Genomic DNA, 14,429 nt, shown 5'->3' with positions numbered 1-14,429 from the left:
TCATGACGGCCGCGCGTCTCGTCTGGGTCGATCAGGTGCCGCTGGTCTTCGGGATGGACTGGATTCCCGTGCTGGGGGATCCCGACCTGGCCCGCGCCCAGGCCCGCCGCGAGGGGGCCTCGCACCAGACGCTCTCCGGGAACCCGCCCGCCGCCCTGGGCCTGGCCCGGGGCCTGGCGGCGCGCCAGGCCTGCTGGTCGGCGGCTGATCTATGGGCGCGGCGGCATCCCCAGGGCACGGTGGCCTGCGTCATCGCGCTGGATGCGCAGACCTGGCACGTGCTGGCCAGCCACGAAGGAGCCGTGCTGGTCCGAGCGGACCGCGGCTATCCCGATCCCGGCCTGGCGGAGCAGTCCCTGGAGACCCTGCGTCTGGCGTATCCCCGCCTGCAGATCCTGCCCGGCGGGACGGAGGACGCGGCGCTGCTGGGCGAACTGGCCCGGCAATCCGCGTCCGTGGCGCCCCTGACCCGTATCGGCCGCCGGTTCGGGCCGCCAGTGGCGCTGGCGCTGGTCTTGCTGGCCGGCGTCGGCGGGTGGGGGTGGAGCGCCAGGGGAACGATGCCGACGGATGCCGGCGCGGACGAACGGCGGGCCTGGGATCGGGCTCTGACGCAGGCGCTGGCCCGGCATCCTCTGCACGGCGGACCGGGGACGCAGGCCTTGCTGCAAGCCCTGGCCGGACAGCCGGCGCGCCTGGGCGGCTGGGTGCTGCAGCAGACGCGCTGCCAGCCGGGGGCGGATGCCGGCTGGCAGTGCCGCAGCGAATATCGCCGCATGGATCCGCAGGCCGACAATCGCGGCCTGATCCAGGCGGCGCCGGCGGCCTGGCGGCTGGAATTCCCGGCCCTGGACCGGGCCCAGGCCGTCTGGACGCTGTCCTGGGCGGGCGAGCCTCTCGATCCGGCCCGCCTGCCGGCTTCCCGCCTGATCGCCCGCGATTGGGCCAGCGCCTTGCAGGCGGTGCTGCCGGCTTTCACCACCCTGCGCCTGGAGGCGCCCCAGGCGGTGGCGGTGCCCGCGCCTCAGGATGCGCAGGGGCGGGTCTTGCCCGAGCCGCCGGACCTGCCTCGCCTGGCTCGACGGGCGCTGAAAGTGGAAGGTCCGCTGCGTTCCGCCGAACTGCTGGTCCCGCTGGCGCAATCCGTCTCCTGGCACAAGGCCGTGCTGTCGCATGCGCCGGGTGCGCGCCCCGGTTTGAAAACCAGCCGCCTGATCTTGCACCTGGAAGGATCCCTGTATGAAAACCGTCACTGAGCGCCGGAAGTTCCGGGTATTCCGCTGCTGGCCTTGCGCATGCCTGATCTGGGTCGGTTGGATGTCCGCGCTGGCGGCGCAGCCCGCGCCACCCGCGTCCGTGCCGGCGTCGCCGCCCGCCGAGTCCTGGGAAACGCAGTCGGTGCGCGAACTGATGCAGCAGGACCTGCGAGAAGCCCTGCGGGAATCCTCGCCCGCGCCTGCCGGCCGCGCGCCGGATCGCCCGGCGCGCCCCTTGCTGGCGCCTCGCCTGGTCGCGCTCTATGGCGTCGGGCAGGCGCTGATGGCGGAAATCCAGGTGGGTCAGCGCGCCTACCTCTATGTGCGGGGCCAGGCGTTTCCGGCGGGGCATGCCGGGGATCCGGGGGTCTATCAGCTGCGGGGCATGAATGGCGCCTGCGTCCAGCTGGAACGCGGCGAGGATCGCCATTCCCTGTGCCTGCGCATGCTGCTGGGCGGAGACCCGCCATGAAGGCCTGGACGTCCGTGCTGCGGGTGGCCGAGCCCGCCATGCCCTTCGATGCGTCGGCGGCCGCGGCCATCGATCATGCGGAACAGCTGTCGGCGCTGCGGCCGCCGCTGCGCCGGGTCGTGGCGCGGCAGTTCGGCGTGCAGGCGCTGGCCGACCGGATCTGTCCGGTGGAGCGGGCCGACGGCAGCATCACGGTGCTGGCCCGGGCCGAATACGTGGGGGCCGACCAGGCCGATGCCCTGGTGGGGCGGATCCAGGCGGCGGGCCGGCGCCTGTCGGATCCCGCGCGGTATGTCCTGCCGGCGGCCTTGCTGCTGGCCTTGTCGCGCGACTCCGGCGCCGTCATCGCTGCCGTTTCGGCGGCGGACCGCACGCCGACGGCGCTGGCGGGCGTGTTCCAGGATCTGGTGGAATGGGGCGTGCGACAGGGCGCGACCGACCTGCACCTGAACGCGCATCGGGATGCGCCGGAATCCGAGGTCCGCTACACGGTGGCGGGCCGCTACATCGCGCCGGAGCGCTTCCGGCGCATGCCCACGGACCTGCTGCTGGATGTGCTGGCGGTCGCCTGGATGGACATCCAGGGCGGCAATGGCGCGGTCTTCGATCCCACGCTGGAACAGCAGGGCAGCCTGTCGATGCGGGTGGACGGCCGGGCCTACGTGCTGCGCTGGGCGTCTCTGGCGGCGGATCGCGGGCCCAGCGTGTGCCTGCGATTCCTGTCCCGCGACGCGCAGGTCCGGACTGCCTGTCTGGATGCGCTGGGCTACCGCCCCGATCAGGTGGCGGGTTTCGACCGCGTGATGCGGTCCGAAGGCGGGGCGATCGTCCTGGCCGGCACGGTGGGCTCGGGCAAGTCCACCACGCTGGCGGCGCTGATCCGGGGGCTGCCGGACCACCGCAAGGTCATTACCCTGGAAGAGCCGGTGGAATACCGGATCGCCCGGGCGGTGCAGAACACCATCGGCCGCGATCTGGATCGGCAGGCGCACGGGCGTTACGCCGCAAAATTGCGGACCCTGAAACGCTCCGCCATGAGCGACGTGCTGCTGGGGGAAATCCGCGATGCGGAAAGCGGTCTGGCCTTCATGGACCTGAGCGGTTCCGGCGTCAATGTCTACACGACGGTGCACGCGCCGTCGGCGCGGGCCATCGTCGACCGGCTGTCCTCGGCTTTCATCGGCGTGCCGCGCGATTTTCTGCGCACGCCCGGCGTGCTGAAGCTGCTGGTCTTTCAGGCGCTGCTGCCTCAGCTGTGCGCGGCGTGCGCGCGGCCCGCCGAGCCCGACGAACTGGCGCGGCAGCATCCGGGGGCGCCCCAGGATTGGCGGCGCTGGCTGGGCTGGATCGAACAGCTCTGGGGCATCCCCTCCGATCGCTTGCGCATCCGCGACCCGCGGGGCTGTTCCCGCTGCAGCTTGGCCCAGCTGCCGGAACTGGCCGGCTATGACGGGCGGACGGTCGCCGCGGAGCTGGTCGAACCCGGCCTGCATCCCGATGCGCTGGCGGCCGATGCCGGCTATCTGCCGGATCCCGTCCATAGCGCCATGGCTCATGCCATGCTCAAGGTCGGCGCCGGTCAGGTCGACCCGCGCGATGTCGAGGGACGTTTCGTGGCGTTCGAAACGCTGATGCTGCGCCGACGGCGCCAGGCGGGGGGACCGGCATGTTCAGCCTGAATCCTCTGTCCCGGCGGCTGTCGGGCTGGCGCGGCCGCCTGGATGCCTGGCGGTTCTCCGCGCAGCGGGCCGATTATTTCGAGTACCTGCATGCGGTGCTGGCGGGCGCGCAGGGACGGCTCACCCTTCGGGAACTGTTCGACCGGGATGCGCGGCGCTACGGACCTTCGACGGTCCGGGGGCGCCTGTCGCGTCGCTGGTCGGCCGCCTGCGAGGCCAGCGGCGGAGACCTGGATGCCACGTGGCGCGGCTGCCTGCCGGCCGATGAGCGCGCCCTGGTGCGTGTGGCGCAGGCGTTCGGCAATACGCGGCTGCTGGCCTGTTTCCAGGCTCTGTCCCGGCATCTGGGCCTGCTGATCCGGATGCGCCGGATCCTGTGGGCGACCCTGGGCTCGGCGGCGGCCGCCCTGGTGGTGGTCAGCCTCCTGCTGCTGGCCGTCCCCGCCTGGACGGCGCCCGCCTTGCAGCAGGCCTTCCAGGGCCTGCCGCCCGCTTTCCACGGCGACTGGACGCGCGCCCTGTTCGCCTTCGCGCAGGTCTTGCGCGCCTGGGGGTTCTGCGTGCCGCTCGGGGTGGTGATCATCCTGGCGGCTGGCTTCCTGACCTTGCCGCGCGCCTGCGGCTCCTGGCGTCGGCGACTGGACCGGATCGGGCCGTGGCGCCTGTATCGCCAGGTCCAGGCGCTGCGCCTGCTGGCCCTGGTGTCGATCCTGCTGCAGCCGGGGACCGGAAGCTCGTCCCGCCTGAGGCCGGTGATGCTGTTGTTCCTGGAATGCGCCAATCCCTGGATGCAGTCGTATCTGCGGCGGTCCGTCCGGCGCATCGACCAGGGACTGGCGGGCGCCGCCGCCTGGGACACGGGTTTGCTGGACCGCGAACTGTATTGGTATCTGGACGACATGGTGGCCGCGCGAGGCCTGTCGGCCGGCCTGCAGGCGACCCACGAGCGCATGTGCGCGGTCTGGCTGGATCGCATCGAGCGGCAGGCCCGGGTCCTGCGCTGGCTGGCGCTGCTGTCGGGCGTGGCCGTGGTCATGGGCATCGGGGCGTGGCATTACGCCGTCATCGATGAATTGCGCCGGGCATGGATGATGTTTCAGGCCAGCCAATAGGGGCGGGCCTTGTCGACGCCGCATGCGGCAAGGGGGCACTATGCAGCACCAAGATCGTCAGTGGACAGAAGCGGCCGGATCTCCGGGTCGCCGCCGCGCGCGGCGGCGCGCAGCCGACCGGACGCGGCAAGCAGCGGGTGGCCGGCCCGCGGAGCGGGAATGGATGGATGGCGGCCGGCCCGCTGCCCGCCGGCGGGCCCAACAGGGCTTCTCGCTGATCGAGGTGTCGATCGTCACGGCCATCGTGCTGCTGATCGCGGTGATCGGGATTCCCGCCATCGGCGGCTACGTGCTGGAAAACAAGGTTCCCAAGGTCGGCCAGGAACTGGCGCGCTTCGTCATGCACACGCGCATCAACGCCGGGACTTCCGGAGAGCCGCCCTATGCCGAGATCAGCACCGCGAATCTGACGTCGATGGTGGCGGATTCGACCGTGCTGACGCGCGCGGCGGACGGGACCATCCTGCATGGCCTGGGGGGCGGCGGCACCATCGAAGTCGAACCCGACGAGGCCGGCGCCGGCTTCCTGCTGCGTCTGCTGCGGGTCAATCACGTGGCGTGCCCGTCGATCGCTTCGGTGCTGCAGCGGGTGGCCGAGCGCATCACGGTCAGCGCCGACGGCGGGGCGGCGCGCACCGTGAAGGACGACGCGACCCCTTACAGCGCCCTGTCCGCCGAATCGGCGTGCGCCAAGGGCGATGCCAATCAGTTCGTCTTCCATGTGCGCTGAGCGGCTCGGACAGCGCGGCTCCCTGCTGCTGGAGTTCATGCTGGCGGCGGCGCTGAGCCTGGCCGTGGCGGTCTGGGCGGGGCAGGAATGGGCGCAGCGGGCGCGGGTTCTGCAGGCCCAGGCCCTGGCGGCCTGGATGGAACCGGCCCATGCGGCGGCCCGGGCCTATCTGCAGCGGCATGCCGATGCTTTGCGGCAGGCGGATTCCCCGCAGGCGCTGGCCGCCCACGGGATTGCCGATTGGGCGGCCCCCGAATGGACCGAGCTGCAGGCTGCCGGCCTGCTGCCGCCGGGTTGGCAGGGCGCGGGGCCCTTGCGCCAGACCCTGGCGTTGCGGGTGTCGCGTATCGGGTCCTGTCCGCAGTCCCCTTGCCGGGTGCAGGCCCTGGTCGGCACCCGCGCGGGCCTGGCGCGGCCGGACGGCCGGGTCGACGAGGCGCTGGTGGCCGAGTGGCTGCTGGCGGCGCAGGGGCGCGGCCTGGTGCTTTGGCCCGACGATCCGCTGCATTTCCGGGGAGCGGGGCAGCGCCTCGGCGTGCCGCCGGACGCTTCCTGGGCGAGCGGCGCCGTGGCGCTGGCGGCCGATCTGGCGGCGGATGCCGGCGGCGCCGGCGGGGGCGGGGAATCCGACGATCATGCGGATTTCCTGCGTGTCCGGGACGAGCGCGATCCCGATTTCCAGGGGGATGCGTCAATCGGCGGCACGATCCGCGGCGGGGCCTGGCTGCAGGCGCGGGAAGGACTGCTGCTGGACCAGGGCAGGACCGGCAACACCGCCTGCGCCCTGGAGGGCGCGGTGGGCCGGGACGGCCGCTATGCCGGCCTGCTGATCTGCCGCCAGGGATTCTGGCAGGAACTGGCGCGCCCGGCGGGCGGCGGCTACATGATCAGCAGTCGCCGGGGCTGTTTCAGCGCCACCGGGCAGGCGACTTCCAATCCGCTGACGGGGATCTGCAGCTGCCTGCCCGGGTATCTCGGGATCCAGGTGGCGGAAAGCGGTTCCCTCATCGCCCCGGAAGGTCTGGTGCAGGGGTTCATCTGCCAGCCCAACAGCCGTTGAGCGGAAAATGCGCCGCGCCGTTTCCGAAGGCGCGACGCTTACCCCCAGATCTCGCCGGACTTGCGCACCGTCAGCTTCGAACGCAGGGCGTTCAGGGCGATGCGGTGCACGACTTCCGTCGGCGCCGCGCACAGGTCCTCCAGGACGGTGACCTCGAAGGGCTGCGCATCCGCCGACATGGCGGTGAAGACCACGCAGTTCTGGGTCATCATGCCGCACACCAGCAGCGTGTCGATGCCTTCCAGTTGCGCGGCCAGGCCGGTCTCCTGGAAGGCGTCCGCGAACTGCTTGACGACCACCGGCGCGTCCCCGGCGGCGGCCAGGATGGCGGGCCGGATCTCGGAACCCGGGCTGTTCGCCGCGAACAATCCTGTGGCCAGGGGCGAGACGTGCCGTATCAGCACGATGCGGTCCCCGGCCTGGCGGGCTTTGGCGATGGCTTGGACGATGGCGGCTTCCGTTGCCTCTGGGGCGTGCAGCGGGAGCGCTCCGCCCGGAAAGTAATCGTTCTGGATGTCGATGACGACGAGCGCGCGGGGCATGGAAGATCTCCTGAATGGTGTTCAGGGGATTTTATGGGAAGACGCCGGTCGAACTGAAAAGCCACCCGCAGCGGATCTCCTGACGGGCAGGCGCTGCGGGCGGCTGGCCGGCGCGAAGCGGGCATGGCCCCGCGCCGATGAGTGATGCGGCGGCGCATCGGATGCGCCGCCGCGGCCTTACTTCCCGTTCCAGGAAGCGATGACGGCGCGTTCCTCGTCGGTCATCTTGGTCAGGTTGGCCAGCGGCATGTACTTGTTGCCCACCACCTGCTTGATCTGGGCGGCGTGCTGCAGGGTTTCGGCCGTGGTGTCCAGCATGATGCCGGCCGGGGCGGCGGCGAAGCCGGGCTGGGTGGGCTTGGCCGAGTGGCATTCCACGCAGCGGGCGGCGATGATGCCGTGCACCTGTTCCAGGGTGACTGCGCCCGTCGCGGCGGCAGGGGCGGCCGCGCCGCCGGCCTGGCTGACCGACGGGGCGGGAACCGGGGCGGCCGGCGCGGCGACGGGCGCCGGGGCGGCGATCCAGCCGATGATGGCCAGCAGGACGATGCCCGCGGCCGGGTAGCGCAGGTCGTTCTTGCCGGTGTGGCGCAGCACGAAGTACTGGCGGATCACGGCGCCGGCGAAGATGAACAGCGTCATGATGACCCAGGCGTATTCGTTCGAGTAGGTGAACGAATAGTGGTTGCTGAGCATCAGGAAGATCACCGGCAGCGTGAAGTAGGTGTTGTGCACCGAACGCTGCTTGCCCCAGGCGCCGTCCAGCGGATTGGGCTTTTCGCCGGCCTTCAGGGCCTTGACCATGCGGCGCTGGCCGGGAATGATCCAGAAGAATACGTTGGCCGACATGCAGGTGGCCATCAGGGCGCCCGTGATCAGGAAGGCCGCGCGGCCCGGGAAGATCTGCGTGGTCAGCCAGGCGACGATCACCATCATCACGCCCACGGCGGCGCTCAGCCAGCCGTCGTGGTTCACGGTCGGGCTGATGATGCGGCACAGGCGCGAATACACGTTGTAGCCGACGACCAGGAACAGCACGGCCAGGATGCCGGCTTCGACGCCGTTCATGTTGCGGGCCCATTCCCAGGGGCTGGCGGGGTTCACCAGGTAGATGTCGGCTTTCAGCAGGTACAGCAGCATGAACAGGCCGAAACCGGACAGCCAGGTGGTGTAGGCCTTCCAGAACGACCAGTGCAGGTCGTCGGGCAGCTCGGGCGGGTTGGTCAGGTACTTCTGGTTGTGATAGAAGCCGCCGCCGTGGACGGCCCAGAGTTCACCGTAGACGCCCAGCTTCTTGCTGTGCTCGCCCTTGGGGGCGTGCAGGCTGAGGTCCAGCATGACGAAATAGATCGATTCGCCGATCCAGGCGATGGCGGCGATCACGTGCAGCCAGCGCAGCAGCAGATTGCCGTATTCCAGGAAAAAACCTTCCATGACGAGGTCTCCTCTACTTTTTAGTTGATCAGGATGATGGGGGAAGGGATGTGGTTCAGCTGCCGCGATACGTGGACCAGGTCCACGGCGTGACGACCAGCGGCACGTGGTAGTTCTGTTCCGGGTTGGCGATGCCGAACCGCAGGACCACGACGTCCACGAAACGCGGTTCGGGCAGATCCACGCCCTTGGCCGCGAAGTAATCCCCCGCATGGAAGACGAGCTCGTAGGTGCCTTTGACCAGGGCGTCGCCGCTGAGCAAAGGCGCGTCACAGCGGCCGTCGTGATTGGTGGCCGTTTGTGCGAGCAGGGTACGGGTTTCGCCGTTCAGGCGATAGAGTTCCAGGGCGACGCCCTGAGCCGGCACACCGTGTACGGTGTCCAGGACATGGGTGGAAAGTTTTCCCATGAGATTGATCCCCGGTCAGTATCCTGCCAGTGGGCCCCCGGTCTGGCCGTCCCGATACGAGGTATCGGTTCGCGAGGCGGCCGCGTGGAAACGGAGAGCCTCGGGGCAGGATGGTTTGCGTCAGAGCCGGCAGGAGTGCGGAGAGCGTCCGGCCGGGCATCCGACATGTTGTCGACAATTTGTGTTGACGATTCTCGCGTGATCCCCAATAATTGTCAACAATTTTTGTTGATGATGCTTCGACCCCCTCCAGGGTCGCATGTGCCGATGCTCCAATTGAAATCTCCGCGTGGCGTTTCGCCGGACTTGAAGGCCCCCCGGGCCTCTTCCCTGCGCAACCCCAAGGCCGCCGGCAGTCCGTCCGAAGTCGACCGCGTCTATGGCGAAATCTTCGATGCCGCCATGGACCGCCGCCTGCTGCCCGGCGCCAAGCTGACCGAGGCCACGCTGTGCTCGGTCTTCGATTGCTCGCGCAGCACCGTGCGGGCGGCCCTGGCGCAGTTGGCCTACGACAAGGTCGTGCTGATCGAGCCCAACCGGGGGGCGCGGGTCTGGCAGGCCACCCCCAAGGAAGTGCGCGACGTCTTCGCCATGCGCCGCGCCCTGGAAGGCATCACCATCGACCAGCTGGTCGCCCTGGACGACATCGATCGGCGCCTGGCGCCGCTGGACGACATGGTGGCCCGGGAACAGCAGGCCTACGAACAGGGCGACCGGATCAGCTGGATCCGCCTGTCGAACGCCTTTCACGTCGAGCTGGCCCGCCTGCTCGACAACCAGGTGCTGACGGACATGCTGTCGGGGCTGTGCGCCCGCACGACGCTGATCATCGCCCTGGGCGGCAGCCCCGAAGGCAGCGCCTGTTCCTATGTCGAGCATCGGGACATTCTGGATCACATCCGGCGGCGCGACGCGCAGGGCGCGCGGGCCGCCATGGACCACCATTTGCAGGACTGCGAACAGCGGATGGAGGTGCCCTCGGAAGGCGGCGCCGATCCCTGGTCGGCTTTCAGTGTGCGGCCCTGACGCCTTGCGGGCGCCGGCGGCCGGACTTCATTCATCAGGAGACCCTTCATGACAGACCCCAAGTATCCGCGCGACCTCATCGGCTATGGCCGCACGCCGCCGCAGGCCAACTGGCCCGGCCAGGCCCGCGTGGCCGTGCAGTTCGTGATGAACTACGAAGAAGGCGGTGAGAACTGCGTGCTGAACGGGGATGCCGGTTCCGAACAGTTCCTGTCGGAAATCATCGGCGCCGCGGCCTATCCCGCCCGCCACCTGTCGATGGAATCGATCTACGAGTACGGTTCCCGGGCCGGTGTCTGGCGCATCCTGCGGGAATTCGAACGCCGCGGCCTGCCGCTGACGGTGTTCGGCGTGGGCATGGCGCTGGAACGCAATCCCGACGTGGCGCGCGCCTTCGTCGAGCTGGGCCATGAGGTCGCCTGCCACGGCTATCGCTGGATCCACTATCAGGACGTGCCGGAATCGGTCGAGCGCGAGCACTTCCAGCGCTGCGTGGAAGTCGTCACCCAGCTGCTGGGCCGCCACCCCGAAGGCTGGTACACCGGCCGCGACAGCCCCAACACCCTGCGCATCGTCGCCGAGGAAGGCAAGTTCCTGTACGACGCCGACTATTACGGCGACGACCTGCCGTTCTGGACCGAAGTGGACCTGGGCAATGGCAAGACCCACCCCCAGCTGATCGTGCCCTATACCCTGGACACGAACGACATGCGCTTCGCCTCGCCGCAGGGCTTCAACACGGCCGATCATTTCTTCCATTACCTGCGCGATGCCTTCGACGTGCTGTACGCCGAAGGCGAGACCACGCCCAAGATGATGTCCGTGGGCCTGCATTGCCGCCTGACGGGCCGTCCCGGCCGCTTCGCCGGCCTGCAGCGCTTCCTGGACCACATCCAGAAGCACGACCGGGTCTGGGTCGCCACCCGCGCCGACATCGCCCGCCACTGGGTCAAGGAACATCCCTTCAAGGCGGCCTGAGCCGCAACCGCGCCGGCGGACGCGTTCCGCCGGCATGGACCGTTTTTCCCGCCGGGCGCGATGCGCGGCGTGTTGGCTTTACCGTCCGGGCGCCGGCCCGGGCGGGTTCATCCCGAATTTCTGGAGCGTATAACCATGGCTTCTTCCAATCTGCCCGTCGGTACCGTGATCGACGCCCCCGCCGTCGATCTGCCGGCATTCGCCACCCGTCACACGAACCTGGCCAGCGAGAAGCTGGGCGCGAAGGTCCTGTCCTGCACGGACGAGTTCTTCGCCGGCGCTTCGCGCATGCTGCAGGATTCCGAGCCGGTGTTCATCGTCGGCAAGTTCGACGACCACGGCAAGTGGATGGACGGCTGGGAAACCCGCCGCCGGCGCAACGGCGGCAACGACACCGCCATCGTCAAGCTGGGCCTGCCCGGCACGATCCGGGGCCTGGACATCAACACCAGCCACTTCACCGGCAACTTCCCGCCGGCGGCGTCCGTGCAGGTGGCCTATTGCGAAGGCGAGCCCGGCGACAAGACCGAATGGGTGGAAATCGTCCCCGCCAAGTCCCTGCAGGGCAATTCCCATCATTTCGTGGAAATCTCGGACGATCGCGTGTGGACGCACCTGCGCCTGAACATCTTCCCGGACGGCGGCGTGGCCCGCCTGCGCGTGTACGGCCAGCCGGCCTGCGACTGGGACCAGAAAGACCCCAACGCTCTGTACGAAGTGTCGGCCCTGGCCAGCGGCGGGCGCATCGTGGCCTACAACGATTCGCACTTCGGCTCGCCCATGCCCCTGCTGACCGCGGGCCGCGGCGTCAACATGGGCGACGGCTGGGAAACCCGCCGCCGCCGCGAACCGGGCAATGACTGGGTCATCATCGAACTGGGCCATCCGGTCGTGGTCGAGAAGATCGAGATCGACACCGCCCACTTCAAGGGCAACTATCCCGACCGCGTGTCGGTGCAAGGCGCCCTGGTCGGGGAATCCACCGACCAGTCGCTGGTCACCCAGGCGATGTTCTGGCCGACCGTGCTGGGCGAGCAGAAGACCGAGATGGACAAGCAGCACTTCTACGAAGGCGCCGTCCTGCAGCCCGTGGGCCCGGTGTCGCACGTGCGGGTGAACATGTTCCCCGACGGCGGCATCAGCCGCGTGCGTATCTGGGGCCGCCTGGCCCGCTGATCCGGCGCCGTCCGGCAGTTGATCGATGCAGGCGCCCGCGGGCGCCTGTTGTTCAGGAGACCATGAATGACTGCAACCGCATCCGCGGATCCCGCATTGACCGCCCGCCTGCATGCCTGGGTGGACGCGCATTTCGATGAGCAGGTGGCGTTGCTGCAGCGCCTGGTGGGCATTCCCACGGACACGCCGCCGGGCGACAACGCCCCGCATGCCGAGGCCGTGGCCGCCGTGCTGGAAGGCTGGGGCTGGCAGGTGGAGCGCCATGCGGTGCCCGAGGACGAAATGCGGGCCTACGGCATGCGCAGCATCACCAACCTGATCGCGCGACGCGCCTATGCGCCGGGCGGCCCGGTGATCGCCCTGAACGTCCATGGCGACGTGGTGCCGCCGGGCGAGGGCTGGACGCATGATCCCTATGGCGGCGAAGTGGCGGACGGCCGCCTGTACGGCCGCGCGTCGGCCGTGTCCAAGAGCGATTTCACCACCTACCTGCATGCCGTGCGGGCGCTGGAATCCGGCGGCGCGCCCCTGAAGGGCGGCGTGGAACTGCACTTCACCTACGACGAGGAATTCGGCGGCCTCAAGGGCCCGGGCTGGCTCCTGGAGCGAGGCCTGAGCAAGCCGGATTATGCGGTCTGCGCCAGCTTCAGCCATGCCGTGGTGACGGCCCACAACGGCTGCCTGCAGTTCGAGGTCACGGTCAAGGGCAAGGCCACGCATGGATCGGCGCCCAGGACCGGGCACGACGCCCTGCAGGCGGCCAGCCGCATCCTGGCGGAAATCTATCGGCAGGCGGCGGCGCTGGACGAGATTCATTCCGGCATCGACGGCATCACGAATCCGACCATGATCGTGGGCCGGATCGAAGGCGGCACCAATACCAACGTGGTGCCCGGGCAGGTGGTGCTGAAGATGGACCGCCGCCTGATTCCAGAGGAATATCCCGAGCAGGTCGAGGCCCGGGTGCGGCAGTTCATCCAGGCGGCGGTCGAAGGCCTGCCCGGCATCACGGTGGACATCCGCCGCCTGCTGCTGGCCCGCGCGCTGCGGCCCCTGCCCGGCCATGAGAAACTGGTCGCCAGCCTGCAGAAGCATGCGCGCGACGTGTTCGGCGAAGACATCCCCGCCGTGGGCACGCCGCTGTACGCGGACGCCCGCCTGTATGCCGAACACGGCATTCCCACCGTCATGTACGGGGCGGGGCCGCGTACGGTGCTGGAATCCCGGGCCAAGCAGGCCGACGAACACGTGATGCTCAGCGATCTGAAGGGCGCCACGCGCGTGATGGCCGGCCTGCTGGCGGACTTCCTGGCCGCCTGAGCGATGTCCGCCCCGGCGGCCTGTGCTGTAATAAGGGCTTGCCGGGAGTCGCACGCATGTCTGAATACGCCGCGCTGGAAGCGCGCATCGTCGAACTGGAACTGAAGGCCACCTATGCTGATGACCTGCTGGATCGCCTGAACCAGCTCGTGTTCCGCCAACAGCAGCAGATCGAGGCCATGGCCCGTCAGCTGTCGGCGCTGCGCCAGCAGCAGGGGCCCGAAGGGCCGGCCGGCGCGCGCAGTCCGCAGGACGAGCGACCGCCCCATTATTGATGACCGTCTCCGCTCGCGACCAGGCCCCGGCCTGCGTCCGCGCGCGGGGTTTCGCGCCGGCGCGGCCGGCCCGCCAAGAGGAGCCCATCCATCATGAATCAACCGTCCGACTACGTTCCGCCCAAGGTCTGGGTCTGGGAAAAACCCAGCGGCGGGCGCTTCGCCAGCATCAACCGCCCGGTGTCGGGGTCGACGCACGAGCGCGAGCTGCCGGTGGGGCGGCATCCCTTCCAGCTGTATTCCCAGGGCACGCCCAACGGCATCAAGGTCACGATCATGCTGGAAGAGCTGCTGGCGGCCGGCCATGCCGGCGCGGAATACGACGCCTGGCTGATCCGGATCGGCGAAGGCGACCAGTTCGGCAGCGGCTTCGTCTCGGTGAACCCGAATTCCAAGATTCCCGCCCTGGTGGACCGCAGCGGGGCGGACCCCATCCGGGTGTTCGAATCGGGCGCCATCCTGCTGCATCTGGCGGAAAAGTTCGGCGCCTTCCTGCCGGCCGATCCCGCGGGCCGGGCGGAATGCCTGTCCTGGCTGTTCTGGCAGGTGGGCAGCGCACCCTACGTGGGCGGCGGCCTGGGGCATTTCTATGCCTATGCGCCGTTCAAGATCGAATACGCCATCGACCGCTTCGCCATGGAAGCCAAGCGCCAGCTGGACGTGCTGGACCAGCGGCTGGCCCGGCATGAATTCATCGCCGGGGATCAGTACACCATCGCCGACATGGCCGTCTGGCCCTGGTATGGCGGGCTGGTCCTGGGGCAGCTCTACGGGGTCGCCGAGTTCCTGTCGGCGCAGGATTACCGCCACGTGCTGCGCTGGGCGAATCAGGTGGGCGGCCGCGCCGCCGTGCAGCGGGGCCGGCTGGTCAACCGCACGGCCGAAGGCTGCCTGCGCGAACGCCATGCCGCGTCGGATTTCGAGGGCCTGATTCCGGGCTGATGCCTTGGGTGCGCCCGC

Annotated in this window: 15 protein-coding genes; 12 read left to right on the top strand and 3 right to left on the bottom strand. The window is 69.4% G+C overall.

What is annotated here, in order from left to right:
* Positions 1-2: 2 nt before the first annotated feature.
* The 6 genes from Q0263_RS15145 to Q0263_RS15120 all read left to right on the top strand — a co-directional run bounded on the left by Q0263_RS15145 (position 3) and on the right by Q0263_RS15120 (position 6,309).
* Complete coding sequence (locus Q0263_RS15145) at positions 3-1,256, top strand: hypothetical protein (RefSeq protein WP_298017897.1); 1,254 nt, start codon at positions 3-5, stop codon at positions 1,254-1,256.
* A complete protein-coding gene (locus Q0263_RS15140; protein ID WP_298017894.1) occupies positions 1,240-1,728 on the top strand; it encodes a hypothetical protein in 489 nt (162 codons plus the stop codon). Before Q0263_RS15145 ends, Q0263_RS15140 begins: the two co-directional genes overlap by 17 nt.
* Positions 1,725-3,407, top strand: coding sequence for an ATPase, T2SS/T4P/T4SS family (locus tag Q0263_RS15135; RefSeq protein ID WP_298017891.1), 1,683 nt, complete (start codon positions 1,725-1,727; stop codon positions 3,405-3,407). The genes Q0263_RS15140 and Q0263_RS15135 overlap by 4 nt, the downstream gene beginning before the upstream one ends.
* A complete protein-coding gene (locus Q0263_RS15130; RefSeq protein WP_298017889.1) occupies positions 3,395-4,519 on the top strand; it encodes a hypothetical protein in 1,125 nt (374 codons plus the stop codon). The genes Q0263_RS15135 and Q0263_RS15130 overlap by 13 nt, the downstream gene beginning before the upstream one ends.
* A gap of 163 nt (positions 4,520-4,682) precedes the next feature.
* Complete coding sequence (locus Q0263_RS15125; RefSeq protein WP_298017886.1) at positions 4,683-5,249, top strand: type 4 pilus major pilin; 567 nt, start codon at positions 4,683-4,685, stop codon at positions 5,247-5,249.
* Positions 5,239-6,309, top strand: coding sequence for a hypothetical protein (locus Q0263_RS15120; protein ID WP_298017884.1), 1,071 nt, complete (start codon positions 5,239-5,241; stop codon positions 6,307-6,309). Before Q0263_RS15125 ends, Q0263_RS15120 begins: the two co-directional genes overlap by 11 nt.
* A 38-nt stretch (positions 6,310-6,347) precedes the next feature.
* On the opposite strand, the gene Q0263_RS15115 is transcribed toward Q0263_RS15120, so the two are convergent.
* From Q0263_RS15115 to uraH, 3 genes are all read right to left on the bottom strand, one after another.
* Entirely contained in the window at positions 6,348-6,851 is a 504-nt protein-coding gene (locus Q0263_RS15115; protein ID WP_298017882.1) for a cysteine hydrolase family protein, read from the bottom strand.
* A gap of 177 nt (positions 6,852-7,028) precedes the next feature.
* Positions 7,029-8,285 (bottom strand): urate hydroxylase PuuD, encoded by a 1,257-nt coding sequence (locus Q0263_RS15110; protein WP_298017879.1) that lies wholly within the window; start codon positions 8,283-8,285, stop codon positions 7,029-7,031.
* A gap of 55 nt (positions 8,286-8,340) precedes the next feature.
* Entirely contained in the window at positions 8,341-8,694 is a 354-nt protein-coding gene (gene uraH / locus Q0263_RS15105) for a hydroxyisourate hydrolase (RefSeq protein WP_298017876.1), read from the bottom strand.
* A 267-nt stretch (positions 8,695-8,961) separates the two neighbouring features.
* Here uraH and Q0263_RS15100 point away from each other — a divergent pair, with 267 nt between their 5' ends.
* The 6 genes from Q0263_RS15100 (at position 8,962) to yghU (ending at position 14,411) form a co-directional block, all read left to right on the top strand.
* Positions 8,962-9,720 carry a GntR family transcriptional regulator gene (locus Q0263_RS15100; protein WP_298017874.1) on the top strand — a complete coding sequence of 253 codons (759 nt, stop codon included), beginning with the start codon at positions 8,962-8,964 and terminating at the stop codon, positions 9,718-9,720.
* Positions 9,721-9,768: 48 nt separating this feature from the next.
* On the top strand, positions 9,769-10,698 hold the full coding sequence (puuE, locus tag Q0263_RS15095) for an allantoinase PuuE (RefSeq protein ID WP_298017872.1): 930 nt from the start codon (positions 9,769-9,771) through the stop codon (positions 10,696-10,698).
* Positions 10,699-10,833: 135 nt separating this feature from the next.
* The gene (gene alc, locus Q0263_RS15090) at positions 10,834-11,874 is read left to right on the top strand and encodes an allantoicase (RefSeq protein WP_298017870.1); all 1,041 of its coding nucleotides are present in this window, start codon (positions 10,834-10,836) and stop codon (positions 11,872-11,874) included.
* Between the two features lie 66 nt (positions 11,875-11,940).
* Complete coding sequence (locus Q0263_RS15085; protein WP_298017867.1) at positions 11,941-13,194, top strand: M20/M25/M40 family metallo-hydrolase; 1,254 nt, start codon at positions 11,941-11,943, stop codon at positions 13,192-13,194.
* Positions 13,195-13,250: 56 nt separating this feature from the next.
* Positions 13,251-13,469: a SlyX family protein gene (locus Q0263_RS15080; protein WP_298017865.1), complete on the top strand. Its 219-nt coding sequence runs from the start codon at positions 13,251-13,253 to the stop codon at positions 13,467-13,469.
* A gap of 93 nt (positions 13,470-13,562) precedes the next feature.
* Positions 13,563-14,411 (top strand): glutathione-dependent disulfide-bond oxidoreductase, encoded by an 849-nt coding sequence (yghU, locus tag Q0263_RS15075; protein WP_298017863.1) that lies wholly within the window; start codon positions 13,563-13,565, stop codon positions 14,409-14,411.
* The last annotated feature ends 18 nt before the right edge of the window (positions 14,412-14,429 follow it).

Source organism: uncultured Castellaniella sp., assembly GCF_937988725.1.
GTDB lineage: Bacteria > Pseudomonadota > Gammaproteobacteria > Burkholderiales > Burkholderiaceae_B > Castellaniella.
The sequence above is the reverse complement of the archived record's forward strand: the minus strand, read 5'-3'. Positions and strand labels throughout refer to the sequence as shown.

Coding starts and splice junctions, on each gene's coding strand:
- Q0263_RS15145 (WP_298017897.1), top strand. CDS start 3: ATGACGGCCGCGCGTCTCGTCTGGGTCGATCAGGTGCCGCTGGTCTTC.
- Q0263_RS15140 (WP_298017894.1), top strand. CDS start 1,240: ATGAAAACCGTCACTGAGCGCCGGAAGTTCCGGGTATTCCGCTGCTGG.
- Q0263_RS15135 (WP_298017891.1), top strand. CDS start 1,725: ATGAAGGCCTGGACGTCCGTGCTGCGGGTGGCCGAGCCCGCCATGCCC.
- Q0263_RS15130 (WP_298017889.1), top strand. CDS start 3,395: ATGTTCAGCCTGAATCCTCTGTCCCGGCGGCTGTCGGGCTGGCGCGGC.
- Q0263_RS15125 (WP_298017886.1), top strand. CDS start 4,683: ATGGATGGCGGCCGGCCCGCTGCCCGCCGGCGGGCCCAACAGGGCTTC.
- Q0263_RS15120 (WP_298017884.1), top strand. CDS start 5,239: ATGTGCGCTGAGCGGCTCGGACAGCGCGGCTCCCTGCTGCTGGAGTTC.
- Q0263_RS15115 (WP_298017882.1), bottom strand. CDS start 6,851: ATGCCCCGCGCGCTCGTCGTCATCGACATCCAGAACGATTACTTTCCG.
- Q0263_RS15110 (WP_298017879.1), bottom strand. CDS start 8,285: ATGGAAGGTTTTTTCCTGGAATACGGCAATCTGCTGCTGCGCTGGCTG.
- uraH (WP_298017876.1), bottom strand. CDS start 8,694: ATGGGAAAACTTTCCACCCATGTCCTGGACACCGTACACGGTGTGCCG.
- Q0263_RS15100 (WP_298017874.1), top strand. CDS start 8,962: ATGCTCCAATTGAAATCTCCGCGTGGCGTTTCGCCGGACTTGAAGGCC.
- puuE (WP_298017872.1), top strand. CDS start 9,769: ATGACAGACCCCAAGTATCCGCGCGACCTCATCGGCTATGGCCGCACG.
- alc (WP_298017870.1), top strand. CDS start 10,834: ATGGCTTCTTCCAATCTGCCCGTCGGTACCGTGATCGACGCCCCCGCC.
- Q0263_RS15085 (WP_298017867.1), top strand. CDS start 11,941: ATGACTGCAACCGCATCCGCGGATCCCGCATTGACCGCCCGCCTGCAT.
- Q0263_RS15080 (WP_298017865.1), top strand. CDS start 13,251: ATGTCTGAATACGCCGCGCTGGAAGCGCGCATCGTCGAACTGGAACTG.
- yghU (WP_298017863.1), top strand. CDS start 13,563: ATGAATCAACCGTCCGACTACGTTCCGCCCAAGGTCTGGGTCTGGGAA.